The organism is Laspinema palackyanum D2c, assembly GCF_025370875.1.
In the GTDB taxonomy this organism is placed as follows: domain Bacteria; phylum Cyanobacteriota; class Cyanobacteriia; order Cyanobacteriales; family Laspinemataceae; genus Laspinema; species Laspinema palackyanum.
On record NZ_JAMXFD010000003.1, the window covers coordinates 91,834 to 107,657 of the forward strand.

Here is a 15,824-nt window from a genome sequence, read left to right on the forward strand (position 1 = left end):
ATCCGGCTGAACTGAACCCATCTGCGATCGCCTCGAAACCCGAATCCCCAGGGGCCAGACCTCAAGTTATTCTTGATCCGGGTTCTCCAGTTCCAGTTTCGGTAATTCCTGTAATTCTTGCAATTCCTGCAACTCCGTCACTTCCAGGGGTTCCACCTCAACTTCTAGGGGTTTACCCAGTTTCTCCAACTCTGGCAAGGCTAACAGTTCAGGCTCTTTCTCCTCAATGACAACCGGCATTTGCAGAGGTTGGGCCGTCTCAACAAAACAACTCGCCAGGGGCAGAGACCGCTCCAAATCATCCAGGGGCCTGGGAATTACCATCACCGAGGTCAGTTCTCCAATCCGTTCGGCTTCAAACATCCCCGCTTCCACTGCGACGACCACATTCGCCACAGTGCCTCGGATAATCACCGTGCATAAGCCGTCGCCAATCTTTTCATAGCCGGTTAAATCCACATCAGCGGACTTGAGCATAGCATCTGCTGCACCCACCAAAGCCGGAAATCCTCGGGTTTCCACCAGTCCGATCGCTTGATTGGTTGGACGTCCGTGATTGCCTTCGGCCAAATCCCTCAACCGCGCACCGATGGGGAGGATAGCTTCCAAATTTGCCAAGGGACGCGGGATAACCAGCTTAGAAACCTCTTGACCAAACTTTTCGGCAGTTTCAGCACCCGCTTCTACAGCCAAGCGCACATCTGCCGTTTTGCCCCGGACCACTGCCGTACAGTGACCGCCTCCGATTTTTTCAAATCCAACTAAAATCACCCCAGCGGATTTGAGCATCATATCGGCACAGCCGACGATCGCCGGGAAACTTTGGGTCGATACTAAACCCAAAGCTAAATCCTGAAGGTCGTGACTGCGCGTTTTTTGCTCGCGCTTTACCAGTCCTACATCGCGTCTTTCCATCTTGCCTCTCCCTCAAACATGACCGAGGTCCCACATTAGCTGAGGGTATCGGTTCTCAATTTCTTCACCTGATCTCAAACGTAACATTTAAAATTTAATAGGGACTAAATCTAATCCTCTGGGATAGGTTGGATGGGGTGTTGTTTATGGGGAAACAAGGTTTGCATCAATTGGTTGAGGTGTGCTTGTCCATAGACATAAGCGGGAGAGGATGGAACAACGGCCTGATCTGGGGGTGTCGCCGCAGGTTCTGGGCCATTGCCATTGCCATTGCTGCTGATGGGTTGCGATCGCTCCGGAGTCGGACTCGGAGTCGGAGGTTCCGGCTCAGATACAGCCACAGGTTCTGGCGGTTGAGGGGGAGCCGGTGGTATCGGATCCGGGGCGACTGGGTTGGGACCCGCAGGGGATACCGGACTTGGATCCGGGGCAGCAGCAGTGTTCTCCACATCGATCCATTGACGACTTTCATCCCCGAGTAAGGAACCGGGGGGAATCACTTCATTGGATGCAACCGTGGGGTGCAGTAACGTCGTCGAGCTACCGATGCAAGCATGGGTCCCAATTTTGCCGGTTCCGATCGCCAGGACTCCGGCACCGAGGGTTGCCCCTTCTTCAATGATTAGATTGCCTTGACAGGCTTGCAGAATGGAACCCATGCCAATGCAGACACCAGCGGCGATTTCGATGCGAGTACCTGGAGATGCCTGGAGGATGACTCCCGAGGCGATCGAGGCACCTTCATCAATGGTGACATCGCCACTCATATAAATATTGGGATTCCGATTGGGTTGCAGTGGCGGCAAATACATGGGAAATGGAACCTTTAAGGGTCGAACGATCTCGATTTTCCCCTCCGGTGATCTCCGGTATGGGGAAGGGTTGGGAAACGAGAGGTGGATAGCCCAAGTTAAGGGGGAGTCAAGATGCGACGCGATCGCCTCTCTCCCTAACTCCGAGGGCGGATTGCCACAGAATGCAACGACTGCTGGGCATCCACTCAACCCCCTGGGCTTTTGGGCCACCCCCTGACGCTTCCCTGCACACTAGGGTCGTTGGACGATCGTTTCCACCACGCGCCGCTTGGCTTTCGGGTCAATTCCAATGAGGCGAACATATTCACCGGGATATTGACGCATAAATCCTTCCACCGCCGCGAGGGCTTGGGATGGATTTTGAGTATCAATGGCACCACAGCTTTCCCAGGACCCGTTGTTAAAGCGCCGCTTATTGACGTGCTCGGCACCTAGGCGAAATCCTTGGCTGAGGATTTGACGCACCATGTCAGCGACTCCCTGATCTAGGTTACCCGAGCCACCAGAGGGGGCGCTATTATAGCTGCTGCTGTAGTTTTGCCCTGGGGAGGATGGGCGACCGTTGCCATTGGTGGCGAGGGTTTCGTTGGGGCGTTGGATGATGGTTTCGACCACCCGGCGTTTGGCTTTCGGGTCAATCCCAATCAAGCGTACATATTCCCCTTGATGTTCTTTCAAGCAATTGACTAATTCCGCGAGCACCTGGGATTCATTTTTGCTTTCAATCGGAGCACAGCTTTTCCAGGAGCCGGTCCGGAAGCGTCGCTCATCGACGTGCTCAGTGCCCAGACGCAATCCTTGAGTCAGGATGTGATGGACTTGCTCGGCTAATTCTGTGGGCAGTCCACCGCCGTTCCCAGCCGGTGCACTGTAGCTGCTGGGGCTGTGACTGGGGCGATAGGAGCTGTTGCCGTTGCCGTTGCTGCTGGAGACTTGACCGTTTGGGCGTTGGACGATGGTTTCCAGGACCCGGCGTTTGGCTTTGGCATCGATGCCAATTAAGCGGACATATTCCCCACGATGTTCAGCTAAACACTGTTCTAGGGAGGAGATGACGTCCGAGAGGTTTTTGCTTTCAATCGGAGCACAACTTTGCCAGGATCCGGTGCGGAAGCGGCGCTCATCCACGTGTTCGGTACCGATCCGATATCCACCGGCTAGGAGATCTCGGACTTGGGAGATTGCTTCTTGAGTGATGGTCATAGTCTCTTGTTTAGTAGCGTTGCCATTAGAACTTACAGGGCCTGGGGCTTCATTGCGGATCTCCAGAACGCAGGCTTTGTCTTCCACACAGTGATACCCGCTGCGTAAGGCTTCGTTGATGCCGAGGACATGGGTGGCGAATTTGGTATCCGTCTCTGTCACATTCGGCAAGCGATCGGCCTGTTGCTGGTTGGTGATGATCGCTCCAGACGGAATGTATTTGCCTGGGGGAATTTCCACATCTTGAATCAGGGCGTGCATCATCACGATACAGCCCTTGCCGACTCTGGCATTAAAGACGGTGGAACGAAAGCCGATAAAACAGCTATCCCCGACATAGGCGGGACCGTGAATTAAGGCCATGTGGGCGATCGAACAATTTTTGCCGATCCACACGGAATAGGGATTGTTGTCATCTCCGACGACTCGTCCTGCATCGAGTCCGTGAATCACCACGCCATCTTGGATGTTGCTATACTCTCCGATGGAAAAGGGGGTGCCTTCATCAGCCCGGATTGAGGTACCTGGGGCAACCAAGACATGAGCACCAACCCGCACATCCCCAATCATGTTAGAGAAGGAATGAACGTAGGCGGTTTTGTGGATCTGAGGCTCGGCCATATTTCTTGACCAAGGGGTTGGCGGAGCCGCCTTGCTGCGGACTACCATAACTGAATTACTCCTTCCTGTATGCGACTAGAATCGGCGTCAGACATTCAGAATTCAGAATTCTGGGGACAGAAGGTTACAGAGGGTTTGCTTTTATCTGTGTAACGTCATCTATGGCGATCGCACAACTAGGTGAATCTTGCCTGAATTCTGACTCCTGACGCCTGACTCCACACCGAATGTGATCGCACCGCGTTGGTCTGTTTTGTCTATACTGACTAACGAAACTGACTAACGAAAGCGATCGGTTTCTTTCTTGCTGTAAAGAATGCGATTTTCAACATTCACCGTGTCTACAATCGCAATGACTGCCGCGTCCACGGGACGCTCGCCACTACGGATGACCTGCCTTGCTGCACTGCCAATGGTGACAAGCACCCATTCCCCTACACCAGCCCCTACATTATCCGCAGCGACTTCGTATTTGGGGATGAGTTGTCCTTCCTCATCGATTAATTGCAACAGGAGTAATTTAACCCCTTGCAGATTTGGATCCTTTTGCGTACTGACGACGCTACCGCGAACTTGGGCAAGTTGCATGATTTACACTCAATTTATCGGCTTAAACGAATGCCTGTGGTGCTTTCCCGGAATTGCTCCACGGCTTCGGTGTAGCGAATCGGTAGAACATATTCTAGGTTCTCATGAGGACGGGCAATGATGTGGGTAGACAAGACTTGTCCACCATTGACTCGTCTGACATTTTCCACGGCTGCACCGACGGAGGCTTGCACTTCCGAGACATCTCCGCGCACGATGACGGTGACGCGACCGCTTCCGATTTTCTCATATCCGACTAAGGTAACGCGAGCGGCTTTCACCATTGCGTCTGCGGCTTCTACGACTGCGGGAAACCCTAGGGTTTCTACCATTCCAACTGCAATAGACATAAATTTGACTCCCAACGTTAAGGTTGATATTTGCTGTTTGCGTCAATGACGCTTGCTCTAGGTCCCAGTCAGAACGGTGGTCCTGAATGGTGTTAATAGGTGCGGAACTGCTCGACGGCTTCGGTGTACCGGATCGGCAGCACATATTCTAGGTTCTCATGAGGACGCGCAATAATGTGGGTGGAGACAACTTCTCCACCATTCACACGCTTGACTGATTCGACCCCAGCCGAGACGGAGGCTTGCACTTCCGATACGTCTCCGCGCACGATTACGGTTACGCGAGCGCTGCCGATTTTTTCATATCCCACAAGGGTTACGCGGGCAGCTTTTACCATCGCGTCAGCCGCTTCTACCACGGCTGGGAAGCCCCGGGTTTCAATCATTCCCACTGCTATAGGCATTTCTTCTGTCTCCTAAATGGATGAGTCGGTGTAATTCAATCTAAGCTGCGATCGTTAGGCGATCGGTATTCCCGAACGTTTTCAGTTATCGTAAAGCTATCCTCTTCCTTTATCAAGAATAGGTGAATCTTGTATCCCTTGACAATATAAATAATAATCATGTTCGCAAATAAAAGTAATTAGAAAAACTAATGCTTTAAAGAAAATTAATATTTTATTAATAAAATTAATGCTCCAATGGGAAAGGAGTTGGACCGAGAGGGGCCATGAGTGCTCAAGGGGGTGCGATCGCATCAGGGATCAGTCCCACTTGAGGGGGTCTAACTGCGGATCAAGACCCCTGCACTGAACCGAATCAACGGAGTCGCCTAGGGTTGATCCAGGCACTGTTGTCACGGCCCTCCCGGAGGTCACAATGGCTCCGTTGCGACGAACCGTACCCTCGTCTCGCCTTCACGGTCGATCGCCCAGGGTTCCTCCGCAATTGTGCCTAAATCTTCCATGATTGACAGGGGGAACCGTTGCAACGGGACGGTGCGATCGCCCCTTGAACCCCCTTGCTCGGCGAGCAGTCCGTGAATTTTCCGATGGGAAACCGCCGAATCCTGCTCCCTCGTCTGCCTTTTTAGGCCGACATCTAGCGGGTCAACCTACCTAGCAAAACTGACAGATCAACCCCTTATAGATCTGCCTTGACAACCCCTTTTTCTAATGAACCCGACTGAAAATAAAAACACGGGTGCTCGTTAATTTAATCGCTTGATATCAAGGAATATTATGATAAATCAGTTGCTCGTCCAAACGAGTTGGTGGGTTCCTTTATATAGCTTACTCGGCGCAATTATCACCCTCCCCTGGTCGTCGGCGATCGTCCGACGCACGGGACCGAGACCCGGTGCTTACATCAACCTTCTCGCCACCATTGTGGCATTTATTCATGGGGGATTCTTATTTAGAGCCACCTGGGGTCACGGCCCAGAATTCCTCGTCATCAATTGGCTCAATACCGGAGATTTAGATCTTTCCTTTGTCCTAGAAATCTCCCAAATGAGCACCGGCGCAATGGAATCAATCACGGGATTGAGTCTGGTTGCCCAAGTCTACGCCCTAGGGTACATGGAAAAAGACTGGTCTTTAGCCCGGTTTTTTGGCCTGATGGGATTTTTTGAAGCCGCCATGAGTGGTCTAGCCATTAGTAACTCCTTATTTTTGAGTTACGCCTTACTGGAAATGCTGACCCTTTCCACCTACCTCATTGTCGGATTCTGGTACGCTCAACCCTTAGTTGTCACTGCGGCGCGAGATGCCTTCTTAACCAAACGGGTGGGAGATATTTTGTTACTAATGGGGGTGGTTAGTGTCGGCACTTTAGCCGGTAGCTTCAACTTTGCTGATATCGAAGTTTGGGCCGAAACTGCCGAACTTTCACCAATGGTGGCGAATTTCCTGGGATTAACCTTAATCGCCGGTCCGATTGGCAAATGTGCTCAATTTCCTTTGCACCTGTGGTTGGATGAGGCGATGGAAGGTCCAAATCCGGCCTCCTTACTCCGCAATTCCCTGGTGGTGAGTTGCGGCGCTTATATCCTGATTAAACTCTCCCCGGTGGTGTCCCTCTCTCCCCTGGCGGAAACGACGTTAATCGTGGTGGGGACGATGACGGCGATCGGCGCTTCTTTAGTGGCGATCGCCCAAATCGATATTAAACGCACCCTCTCCCACTCCACCAGCGCCTTCTTAGGATTAGTCTTTATCGCCGTGGGGATGCAGCACGTCGATGTGGCCCTGTTATTGCTCCTCACCCATGCGATCGCCAAAGCCCTCCTCTTTACCAGCATTGGTTCCATCATCCTCACCACCAGCAACCAAAACATCACCGAAATGGGTGGATTGTGGTCCAAAATGCCCGCTACCACCCTCGCCTTTGTCGTTGGGAGTGCCGGGACGATCGCCCTCATCCCCCTCGGAAACTTTTGGGCAATGGAACGCTGGGTCAACGGATTTTGGAGCGTTCCCTGGTGGCTGTTACTCCTGCTGATCGTCTTTAACGGCTTAACCGCCCTTAACTTAACCCGCGTCTTCTGTCTCGTCTTCCTCGGTCCCACCCAACCCAAAACCCGTCGGGCACCCGAAGTTCCTTGGCCGATGGCCCTCCCGATGGTCAGCTTAACCATCGTCACCCTGCTGGTTCCCCTGATGCTCCAACATTGGCAACTCTTGCTCAGTTGGGCAGGGCCTTGGGCCAGAACAGGTCCAGATCCGGCAGTCTTTGACTTGCCCTTGGTCATCCTCTCCGGTATTGTCGGCTGTATTGTCGGGGGAGTGCTTTATCTCAACCCCAACCGCACCGAACCTGTCCAACTCCCCTGGAAACCGTTACAAGACCTGTTGGCTTATGACTTTTACATCGATAAGCTGTACCGAGTCACCGTGGTGTTAGCAGTAGAACAGTTTTCCCGATTCACTGCTTGGATAGACCGCTACTTTGTCGATGGACTGGTCAATTTGGTGGGTTTAGCCACGGTATTCAGTGGTCAAGGCTTAAAATATACCGTTCCGGGGGGGTCTCAACTCTATGTTTTGACCATTCTCATTGGCGTTGCACTTTTAGGTCTGTTGATGAGTTCGTTGTTATAAACCTGGGGGTTTACCGAATTTGAGTTTAAGCCCTAAATCTAGGGTTGATTCGCGAATCAACCTCCACAGGACAGACTTACGCAACGGTTAAGAATCGATCCTAAATAATGTAGAGGCGATTCGCTTTCTCGCCCCTACCCTTTAGAACTGGTTTGGAAAATAGGCGTAAGTCAGGCCAGATTTAGAAGAAAGGTGGAAGTCAAAGGAGTGTGAAATTCCTAATGCTTTCAAACTCTCTGACCTCTTCCGTAATAGATTGCAGTTAAAAAGACCCTATAGAAGTTAGCGATGCTGAGTGCTTTAATCTGGGTGCCGACGATTGGTGCCGCTGTTATTGGATTTTTCCCCAACCCGATGAACCCAAAGCGATCGCGTCAGATTGCCTTGGCGATCACCGCTGCCGCATTCATCTGGTCTCTGATTCTCGTCAGTCAATTTGACCCCACGGGAGTCGGATTACAATTCGAGGAAAATCTTCCTTGGCTAGAATATCTCGGGTTGAGCTACCGACTGGGATTAGATGGCTTATCCTTACCCTTAATCCTCTTAAATGGATTGCTCACCTTGATCGCCCTTTACAGTACCACCGAGGCGATTACCCGTCCGCGATTGTACTACGCCTTAATCTTGTTGCTGAATGCCGGTGTTGCCGGGGCATTCCTCGCCCAAGACTTACTGCTGTTTTTCCTGTTCTATGAAGTCGAACTGATTCCTCTGTATCTCTTAATTGCCATTTGGGGAGGAGCAAGGCGGGGATATGCCGCCACCAAGTTTTTACTCTATACCGCTATTTCGGGGATTTTAATTCTGGCCTCATTTTTAGGCTTGGTTTGGCTTACCCATGCCGATAGCTTTGCCTATCAAGCCTTTGCCGGTGGGTCCCTGCCATTAAAATCACAACAGCTTTTATTAGCCCCTTTATTAATCGGATTTGCCATCAAAACCCCGATTGTCCCCTTCCACACCTGGTTACCCGATGCTCATGTGGAAGCTTCAACGCCGATTTCGGTGATGTTAGCCGGGGTGTTGTTGAAGTTAGGAACTTATGGGTTGTTGCGCTTTGGAGTCGGTTTATTTCCCGATGCTTGGGCTTATTGGTCCCCTTGGTTAGCCACGGTGGCGGTGGTGAGCGTTCTGTATGGAGCCTTTAGCGCCATTTCCCAAACGGACATGAAAAAAATGGTCGCCTTTAGTTCTGTGGCCCACATGGGGTATATTCTCCTAGCTTGTGCGGCGAATACGCCGGTGAGTAACGTCGGCGCAGTGTTTCAAATGGTCAGCCACGGCTTGATTTCGGCGTTACTGTTCCTGTTGGTTGGGGTGGTTTACAAGAAAGCGGGGACTCGGGACTTGCGCGTGTTGCATGGGTTGTTGAATCCCGAACGCGGGTTACCGATGATTGGGTCCTTGATGGTGCTGGCGGTGATGGCGAGTGCGGGGATCCCGGGGATGGCGGGATTTATTGCGGAGTTTATTATCTTTCGTGGGAGTTTGCCGGTGTTTCCGGTGCAAACTCTTTTGAGTATGATTGGGACTGGGTTAACGGCGGTTTATTTCTTGTTGCTGATTAACCGGGCCTTTTTTGGGCGCTTGTCGGAGCAGGTGGTGAATTTGCCTCCGGTGCAGTGGTCCGATCGCATTCCAGCGATCGTGTTAGCGGTGTTTGTGGTGATTTTGGGCTTGCTTCCCAGTGGTTTGGTTACCTATAGTGAAAACGACGCTACAGCCTTGAGTCGGCGACAGCCTGCCTTGAGTGCCGCAGTTCATCCGGAGGCGATCGCTGTTTCCAATCAATCCGATGTCCCCACCCTGTTCTCCGTAACTCCCTGAAATCTAAACCGACGGCTAGAGGTTAAAACCCCTACCGTTGGTTTTAACTTCACCCCCCTGGGTTTTTCTCCTCAGTTGGCGTGTCATGATAGAGAAACCCGAAATTAAACTTTTGCCCTATTAAATAATTTCCCTTGGCTATTGATTTAGGAGATTTCAGAAAATGACCTTATCAAAAATAAAAGATTCTACCCATCCTTTAATTGAATATATCGAACGCCTAGAATCTGGGGGGGACTTACTCCCAGATTCCCCTGAAAATTTGGTTGAAGTGGTGGGCATTCTCAAAAGTTACGGCGTTATTTTAGATGCTTATTCCCGCAATTTAATTTATATTGCCAACCATCAATTTTTGGTATTTTTTCCCTTTTTCAAATACTTTAATGGAGAATTTTCTTTTTCTAAATTATGGAAACATTGGTATCACGATCGCATTAATTTTGAATATGCCGAATATTGCATGAAAGCCATGTTTTGGCATGGGGGCGGTGGCTTAGATGAGTATGTCGATAGTCCGGAATTTCGGAAACTCGCTGAAGCAGCAATTCTGGCTAAATTAAAATTTAACCCCGTTATTTTGGGAGTGAACAAGCTCTTTCCTGAGTTTCTGTTGGAACAAGTGCGCCAGCTTGCGTATTACAGTGCCTTGGGACAATTTTGGCGGGTGATGAGCGATATGTTTATCTCTCTGAGCGATGGCTATGATGCTGGGGAAATCACTTCAATTTCTCAAGTGGTCAATCATATTCTGAATGGCTTAGTCGCCGATGCCAGTACCCCCATTACTTATTCGGTGAAAATTGGGGATAAAGTCTATGATATTCTGCCGAAAGAAGCGGGATTAACCTTTCTAGCGGATACAGCGGTGCCTTATGTCGAGGCGGTCTTTTTCCGAGGCACTCCGTTTCCCGGTACGATTTCTTACAATGCTCAAGCGCATCAAATTCCCGAGCTTCAACAGCAGTTTAGTTATGGGGCGCTTTATGCGGACCCCTTACCCACAGGCGCAGCGGGAATTCCTCCCACCTTGTTGATGCAAGATATGCGGCACTATCTCCCAGACTATTTGCATGAGGTGTATCGCAATAGTTGCCGGGGAGAAGATGATTTGCGGGTGCAAATTTGCCAAAGTTTTCAGAAATCCATGTTTTGCGTCACCACCGCCGCGATTCAGGGTCTGGCACCTCATCCCTTAGACACGAAGGAACCGGAACAACAGCAAGCTAACCGAGCTTATCTCGAAAATTGGCTCGATCGCTTTGTCACCTCTCGGTTGAGTGAGGTGAACAAACCCACGGAAAGAAGTTGTCAGTTATTTATCGCCCCGGTGGATAAGTAGCAACACCGGGCGGGGGATTTATCCCCTGTAGGGGCGCGAGGTTTTTGCGCCCCTCCCTCGTCTCAAGACGAGTGATCGTCTTATCCGATGGTGTTTTTAGTCGCTTAAAACCCCCAGCACCATTCTCAACACCGGCGGGGGATAAATCGATTGGCGGCCTCATAGCTAAAGTCGTCTAAAGACGACTGCAAGTCTTATCGCGTGGTGTTTTTAGTCGGTTTCAGTCGGTTGAAACTGAGATCTTGCACCATTCTCAACACCGGCGGGGGATAAATCCCCCGCCTAATAGCTAAAGTCGTCTAAAGACGACTGCAAGTCTTATCGCGTGGTGTTTTTAGTCGGTTTCAACTGACATCTTGCACCAGTGCCAACACCCGGCGGGGGTTCAAACGATTGGCGGCCTAACAGAATCAAGTCGGTTGAAACCGACTGAAAACACCACTGTATCAGACTTGCAGTCGTCTTTAGACGACTTTAGCTATTAGGCGGGGGTTTGAACCCCCGCCGGTGTTGAGAATGGTGCAAGATGTCAGTTGAAACCGACTTTAGTTGTTAGTTTTATCCCCCGCCGGTTGTTGCCCGCCGGTTGTTGCAACTTGCCTGGGTGATGGAGAGGGAGGGGACTGGAATTAGCCCGGGGTCAGATTTAAGGCTCTTTGCCAAGAAGACTACATCGGGAAGTTATCGCTATATTCCCTCCAGTTGTTAAATAAATATCAAGATTAACCCGGTTTCCAAAAATTTGGGGCATGATTGTAATTGAGGAATAAAGGTTACCACCACTTGTGGGGACGCAGGAGAAATAAACTGCGATCGCCCCAGTTAGGTGAGAAGCGTGTCCTAGGAAACAGAACTGCACGCTTAAGAGCGTTTATCGTTTTTCCCCAAGCCCAGAAAATCGGGATTTGTGTAGCAAAAATGTAGGATATAGCACAAAAAATCTGAGTAAAACAATCCCGAAGTAGCAAAAAAGAGCAGAGGTATCCCGTGCAAGTAACCAGTGTAGAAGTCAAGCGCGTGTCCGGCGCTTTTGCGTTAATTGATAGTTTGAAACGTCACGGTGTCAAGCATATTTTTGGGTATCCAGGTGGCGCGAACCTGCCGATTTACGATGAACTCTATAAGGCCGAAGCTGCCGGAGAACTCCAGCATATTTTGGTTCGACATGAACAAGGTGCGGCTCATGCAGCGGATGGGTATGCAAGGGCTACGGGGAAGGTGGGGGTTTGTTTGGCCACTTCCGGACCCGGTGCCACCAATCTCGTGACGGGGATCGCTACGGCTTATTTAGATTCGGTGCCAATGGTAGCGATTACAGGGCAGGTGCCTCGGGCGGCGATCGGCAGTGATGCGTTTCAAGAGATCGATATTTTCGGGATCACGTTACCGATCGTCAAGCACTCTTATGTAGTGCGCGATCCTAAAGATATGGCACAAGTTATTGCCGAAGCGTTTTATCTGGCGAGTACGGGGAGACCGGGCCCGGTTTTGATTGATGTTCCTAAAGATGTGGGTTCTCAGGAGTTTGACTATACTCCGGTACAACCGGGGAATATCAGTTTGACGGGATACCGTCCGACGGTGAAGGGGAACAACCGGCAAATCGATCGCGCTTTGAGTTTGATTCGCGAGGCAGAGCGTCCTTTACTGTATGTCGGAGGTGGGGCGATCGCCTCCGGTGCTCATGGGGAAATTTTGGAACTCGCCGAACATTTCCATCTGCCCGTCTGTACTACGCTCATGGGCAAAGGGTCATTTGATGAACATCATCCCCTGTCTTTAGGGATGTTAGGGATGCATGGCACCGCCTACGCCAATTTTGCCGTGAGCGATTGTGATTTATTGATTGCCGTCGGTGCCCGGTTTGACGATCGCGTCACGGGTAAGTTGGAGGATTTTGCCCGCAATGCGAAGGTGATTCACATTGATATCGACCCGGCGGAGGTAGGGAAAAATCGCAAGCCCGATGTGCCGATTGTCGGGGATGTGCGACAGGTGTTGATTGATTTATTGCACCGAAATCGGGAATTAGGGAATGGGGTGGAGGAAGCACAAACAAAACCCTGGCGCGATCGCTTAGAACAGTGGCGGCATGAATATCCCCTAGAAATTCCCAGTCCGGCCGAGGGGCTATCTCCCCAGGAAGTGATTGCAGAAATTGGGCGTCATGCACCGACTGCTTATTATACAACCGATGTGGGTCAGCATCAAATGTGGTCCGCCCAATTTTTGAAAAATGGGCCGCGTCGCTGGATCTCCAGTGGTGGGTTAGGGACGATGGGGTATGGCTTACCCGCAGCAGTGGGGGTGAAAAAAGCCCTGCCTGATGAAGAGGTGATTTGTATTAGCGGCGATGGCAGTTTCCAAATGAATATCCAGGAACTCGGCACGATCGCCCAGTATGGCATCAAGGTGAAAATTGCCATTTTGAATAATGGCTGGTTAGGCATGGTCCGCCAGTGGCAACATTTGTTCTATGGCGATCGCTATGAAGCGACGAACTTGGAGAAAGGAACGCCGGATTTTGCCAAGTTAGCTGAAATCTATGGCATCAAGAGTTTAGCCGTGCGATCGCGCGAAGAACTCCCCGGGGCGATCGAGCAATTCCTCGCCCATGATGGCGCGATGCTTCTGGATATCCGGGTCACCCGCAACGAAGACTGCTATCCAATGGTTGTCCCCGGTACCGGCAACGATCGGATGCTGGGCTTGCACCCTCACTTAGATGAGTCTGCCGTCAGCAATGAACTCACCTGTTCCGCCTGCGGTCATCTCAACCCCGCCAGCCACAAGTGTTGTAGTGAATGTGGCACTCCCTTGTAAGTCAATCCGAGGGTGGGGAATGCCCCACCCGCCTCTGATGCCTTCTCATTTTAGGGTAGAATGGGGGGAAGATAAACTGGGTATCTTGGGCCTATTTGTAGCGACCCGCAACAAACAAACGGCAATGGAACCCGGTTTATTGTCGCGCTTAGAGAATATTGTACCGACTCCCTAGAGCAATCGGAAGGGAAGTTCCCCTCAACTCTTCAAGGAGACAGTCCAGCGGATCTAGGGATCGGAGTCATTCAGCCCCTTGAGGGCGAAGGCGATCGCCTGTTTTCCGTTGCTTGGACATTCTGTTTCATTGCTTCATCCATTTAACACGCTTCATTGAAGCAATGGCAGGGTCTTCTCTCATAAACAGGTGGGCGAAGTTTCCAGCAAACTAGATGTGCAAGCCTTGAAAAATTGGACTAGGTTGGTTAGACCCCGGGCTTGACAGAAATCCATTTTCGTGATATGAAAAACTGTAGTAAATCCTCATCATCGGGTCAAAGTTTTTCTCATTTTCCCCTGAGTTCATCACTCATCCCCCCAAAATTTATAGAGACAGGCGATTTTTTTTGATATATTTAAAAAAGCAAGGTTTCAAAGCATCTTTTTCACCGGAAATAGGTCAATGTACCTTGATAGCATTTTTAATCAGTATGAAAAATTAACCCGAGAAATCAATCCGACATAGCCCAGAGATAAATTCGGTGATTTCAGTGAAATTACAGTATTTTTCCAGAAAGGTTGGAATGACTAATTTATGTAATAAAATCCCGAAATTAAAGCTATGAAAGAACCAGTAGGCAAACATTTGTGTTCACAACCAATCACCCCCGGGTTTTCGCAAAAAAACTACCCCGTCACCATTTTACTCATCGATGATCGGCCCTTGGTGGGCGAAGTGTTAAGGCGAAAACTTGGCTCGGAAAAAGACATTGAGTTTTTTTACTGTAGCAATCCAGTTCAGGCGATTCCGATGGCCCTCGAATGTGAACCCACCGTAATTTTACTGGATTTAGTCATGCCCGAAATTGATGGATTAATGTTACTCCGGTTTTTGAGGGCTCATCCTAAAACGCAGGAAATTCCGGTTTTGGTGCTCTCCACGGAGGAACAAGTCAGTCTCAAGGGAGAAGCATTTGCGGCGGGTGCCAGTGACTACTTAATCAAATTTCCGGATCCCATCGAGTTGATTGCCCGGATCCGCTATCACTCCAAGGCTTATATTAATTTTTTAAAACAGCAGGAAGCCTACCAGGAACTCCAGTTGCTTCATGAAAATTTAGAACAGCGAGTGGAGGAACGCACGAAAGAACTCCGGCAAACGGTAGAAAACCTGCAAAACACCCAAACTCAACTGATTCATGCGGAAAAAATGTCCGCCCTCGGGCAATTGGTGGCGGGGATTGCCCATGAAATCAATAATCCCCTTCAGTTTATTGCCGGTAATATTACTCATGCCCGCCAATATACGCAAGATTTATTAGCCCTGGTGGAACTTTACCACCGGTCAAATGGGGACCCGGGTCCGGAGGTGAAAGCGTTTGTTCAGGAGATAGACTGGGAGTTTATTTGTGAGGATTTACCGAATTTGATGTCGTCCCTGCAAGTGGGGGTCGATCGCATCCAAGAAATTTCTAACGATATGAGGAACTTCTCCCGGATGGACCAGGGGCGGAGAATTAAGGTGGATATTCATGAAGGGATTGAGAGTAGTTTAGTTATTTTACAACATCGGCTAAAAGCGCATCAAATTCAAGTTGTCAAGGATTATGGGAACTTACCGGAAATAGAATGCTGTATTGGACAACTGAATCAAGTTTTTATTAATCTGATCGGGAATGCGATCGATGCGTTGGAAATGGGGAATTCCCCGGTATCAGAAAGCGGGGACAGCTCAGGGCGATCGCCCGAGGTGAGTCGGGCCCCTTGGACCCCCAGGATTGGTATTCACACCGAGCTCCAAAATGATTCCCTGGTCATTCAAATCACCGATAATGGTCCAGGGATTCCAGCAGAGATCCAGAGCCGACTGTTTGAGCCCTTTTTCACCACAAAACCGATGGGCAAAGGGACGGGACTGGGATTGTCCATTAGTTACCAAATTATTGTGGAAAAGCATCAAGGGTTGTTTACTTGTAACTCAAGCCAGGGAGAAGGAACGGAGTTTAAAATTGTCCTGCCTTTGCATCTGGATGTCACTGCCGAGGGGGGAGAGGGGGACTCGGATTCGGCAACAATTCCGTTACAACGGGAGAACCGGGACCCGCCAACTTCTGCCGTAGAAAATTGGGCGACTGCCTAGAGT

At 50.3% G+C, this 15,824-nt stretch carries 13 protein-coding genes; 6 read left to right on the plus strand and 7 right to left on the minus strand.

Annotation, left to right across the window (positions count from 1 at the left end):
* Positions 1 to 66 precede the first annotated feature (66 nt).
* The 7 genes from ccmO to NG795_RS05595 all read right to left on the minus strand — a co-directional run bounded on the left by ccmO (position 67) and on the right by NG795_RS05595 (position 5,057).
* On the minus strand, positions 67 to 915 hold the full coding sequence (ccmO, locus tag NG795_RS05565; RefSeq protein WP_367287677.1) for a beta-carboxysome assembly protein CcmO: 849 nt from the start codon (positions 913 to 915) through the stop codon (positions 67 to 69).
* Between the two features lie 110 nt (positions 916 to 1,025).
* Positions 1,026 to 1,940: a beta-carboxysome scaffolding protein CcmN gene (gene ccmN, locus NG795_RS05570; RefSeq protein ID WP_367287678.1), complete on the minus strand. Its 915-nt coding sequence runs from the start codon at positions 1,938 to 1,940 to the stop codon at positions 1,026 to 1,028.
* Between the two features lie 21 nt (positions 1,941 to 1,961).
* Positions 1,962 to 3,602 carry a beta-carboxysome scaffolding protein CcmM gene (gene ccmM / locus NG795_RS05575; protein ID WP_367287679.1) on the minus strand — a complete coding sequence of 547 codons (1,641 nt, stop codon included), beginning with the start codon at positions 3,600 to 3,602 and terminating at the stop codon, positions 1,962 to 1,964.
* Between the two features lie 231 nt (positions 3,603 to 3,833).
* On the minus strand, positions 3,834 to 4,142 hold the full coding sequence (ccmL, locus tag NG795_RS05580) for a beta-carboxysome shell vertex protein CcmL (protein WP_367287680.1): 309 nt from the start codon (positions 4,140 to 4,142) through the stop codon (positions 3,834 to 3,836).
* A gap of 14 nt (positions 4,143 to 4,156) precedes the next feature.
* Complete coding sequence (locus NG795_RS05585; protein WP_015148316.1) at positions 4,157 to 4,492, minus strand: carbon dioxide-concentrating mechanism protein CcmK; 336 nt, start codon at positions 4,490 to 4,492, stop codon at positions 4,157 to 4,159.
* Positions 4,493 to 4,584: 92 nt separating this feature from the next.
* Positions 4,585 to 4,896, minus strand: a complete 312-nt coding sequence (locus tag NG795_RS05590; protein WP_015148315.1) for a carbon dioxide-concentrating mechanism protein CcmK — start codon at positions 4,894 to 4,896, stop codon at positions 4,585 to 4,587.
* A 35-nt stretch (positions 4,897 to 4,931) separates the two neighbouring features.
* Entirely contained in the window at positions 4,932 to 5,057 is a 126-nt protein-coding gene (locus NG795_RS05595) for a hypothetical protein (RefSeq protein WP_367287681.1), read from the minus strand.
* Between the two features lie 619 nt (positions 5,058 to 5,676).
* Between NG795_RS05595 and NG795_RS05600 the strand changes: the two genes are divergently transcribed.
* From NG795_RS05600 to NG795_RS05625, 6 genes are all read left to right on the plus strand, one after another.
* Complete coding sequence (locus NG795_RS05600) at positions 5,677 to 7,533, plus strand: NAD(P)H-quinone oxidoreductase subunit F (protein ID WP_367287905.1); 1,857 nt, start codon at positions 5,677 to 5,679, stop codon at positions 7,531 to 7,533.
* A 288-nt stretch (positions 7,534 to 7,821) separates the two neighbouring features.
* Positions 7,822 to 9,363 carry an NADH-quinone oxidoreductase subunit M gene (locus tag NG795_RS05605; RefSeq protein ID WP_367287682.1) on the plus strand — a complete coding sequence of 514 codons (1,542 nt, stop codon included), beginning with the start codon at positions 7,822 to 7,824 and terminating at the stop codon, positions 9,361 to 9,363.
* Positions 9,364 to 9,526: 163 nt separating this feature from the next.
* A complete protein-coding gene (locus NG795_RS05610) occupies positions 9,527 to 10,702 on the plus strand; it encodes a CO2 hydration protein (protein WP_367287683.1) in 1,176 nt (391 codons plus the stop codon).
* Between the two features lie 987 nt (positions 10,703 to 11,689).
* Entirely contained in the window at positions 11,690 to 13,525 is a 1,836-nt protein-coding gene (gene ilvB, locus NG795_RS05615) for a biosynthetic-type acetolactate synthase large subunit (protein ID WP_367287684.1), read from the plus strand.
* A 19-nt stretch (positions 13,526 to 13,544) separates the two neighbouring features.
* Positions 13,545 to 13,700 (plus strand): hypothetical protein, encoded by a 156-nt coding sequence (locus NG795_RS05620; RefSeq protein ID WP_367287685.1) that lies wholly within the window; start codon positions 13,545 to 13,547, stop codon positions 13,698 to 13,700.
* A 603-nt stretch (positions 13,701 to 14,303) separates the two neighbouring features.
* Positions 14,304 to 15,821 carry an ATP-binding protein gene (locus NG795_RS05625; RefSeq protein ID WP_367287686.1) on the plus strand — a complete coding sequence of 506 codons (1,518 nt, stop codon included), beginning with the start codon at positions 14,304 to 14,306 and terminating at the stop codon, positions 15,819 to 15,821.
* Positions 15,822 to 15,824 lie beyond the last annotated feature (3 nt).

Excerpts from the sequence above, each read along its gene's own strand:
- ccmO (WP_367287677.1), bottom strand. The coding sequence starts at position 915 with ATGGAAAGACGCGATGTAGGACTGGTAAAGCGCGAGCAAAAAACGCGC.
- ccmM (WP_367287679.1), bottom strand. The coding sequence starts at position 3,602 with ATGGTAGTCCGCAGCAAGGCGGCTCCGCCAACCCCTTGGTCAAGAAAT.
- ccmL (WP_367287680.1), bottom strand. The coding sequence starts at position 4,142 with ATGCAACTTGCCCAAGTTCGCGGTAGCGTCGTCAGTACGCAAAAGGAT.
- NG795_RS05585 (WP_015148316.1), bottom strand. The coding sequence starts at position 4,492 with ATGTCTATTGCAGTTGGAATGGTAGAAACCCTAGGGTTTCCCGCAGTC.
- NG795_RS05590 (WP_015148315.1), bottom strand. The coding sequence starts at position 4,896 with ATGCCTATAGCAGTGGGAATGATTGAAACCCGGGGCTTCCCAGCCGTG.
- NG795_RS05595 (WP_367287681.1), bottom strand. The coding sequence starts at position 5,057 with ATGATTATTATTTATATTGTCAAGGGATACAAGATTCACCTATTCTTG.
- NG795_RS05605 (WP_367287682.1), top strand. The coding sequence starts at position 7,822 with ATGCTGAGTGCTTTAATCTGGGTGCCGACGATTGGTGCCGCTGTTATT.
- NG795_RS05610 (WP_367287683.1), top strand. The coding sequence starts at position 9,527 with ATGACCTTATCAAAAATAAAAGATTCTACCCATCCTTTAATTGAATAT.
- NG795_RS05620 (WP_367287685.1), top strand. The coding sequence starts at position 13,545 with ATGCCCCACCCGCCTCTGATGCCTTCTCATTTTAGGGTAGAATGGGGG.
- NG795_RS05625 (WP_367287686.1), top strand. The coding sequence starts at position 14,304 with ATGAAAGAACCAGTAGGCAAACATTTGTGTTCACAACCAATCACCCCC.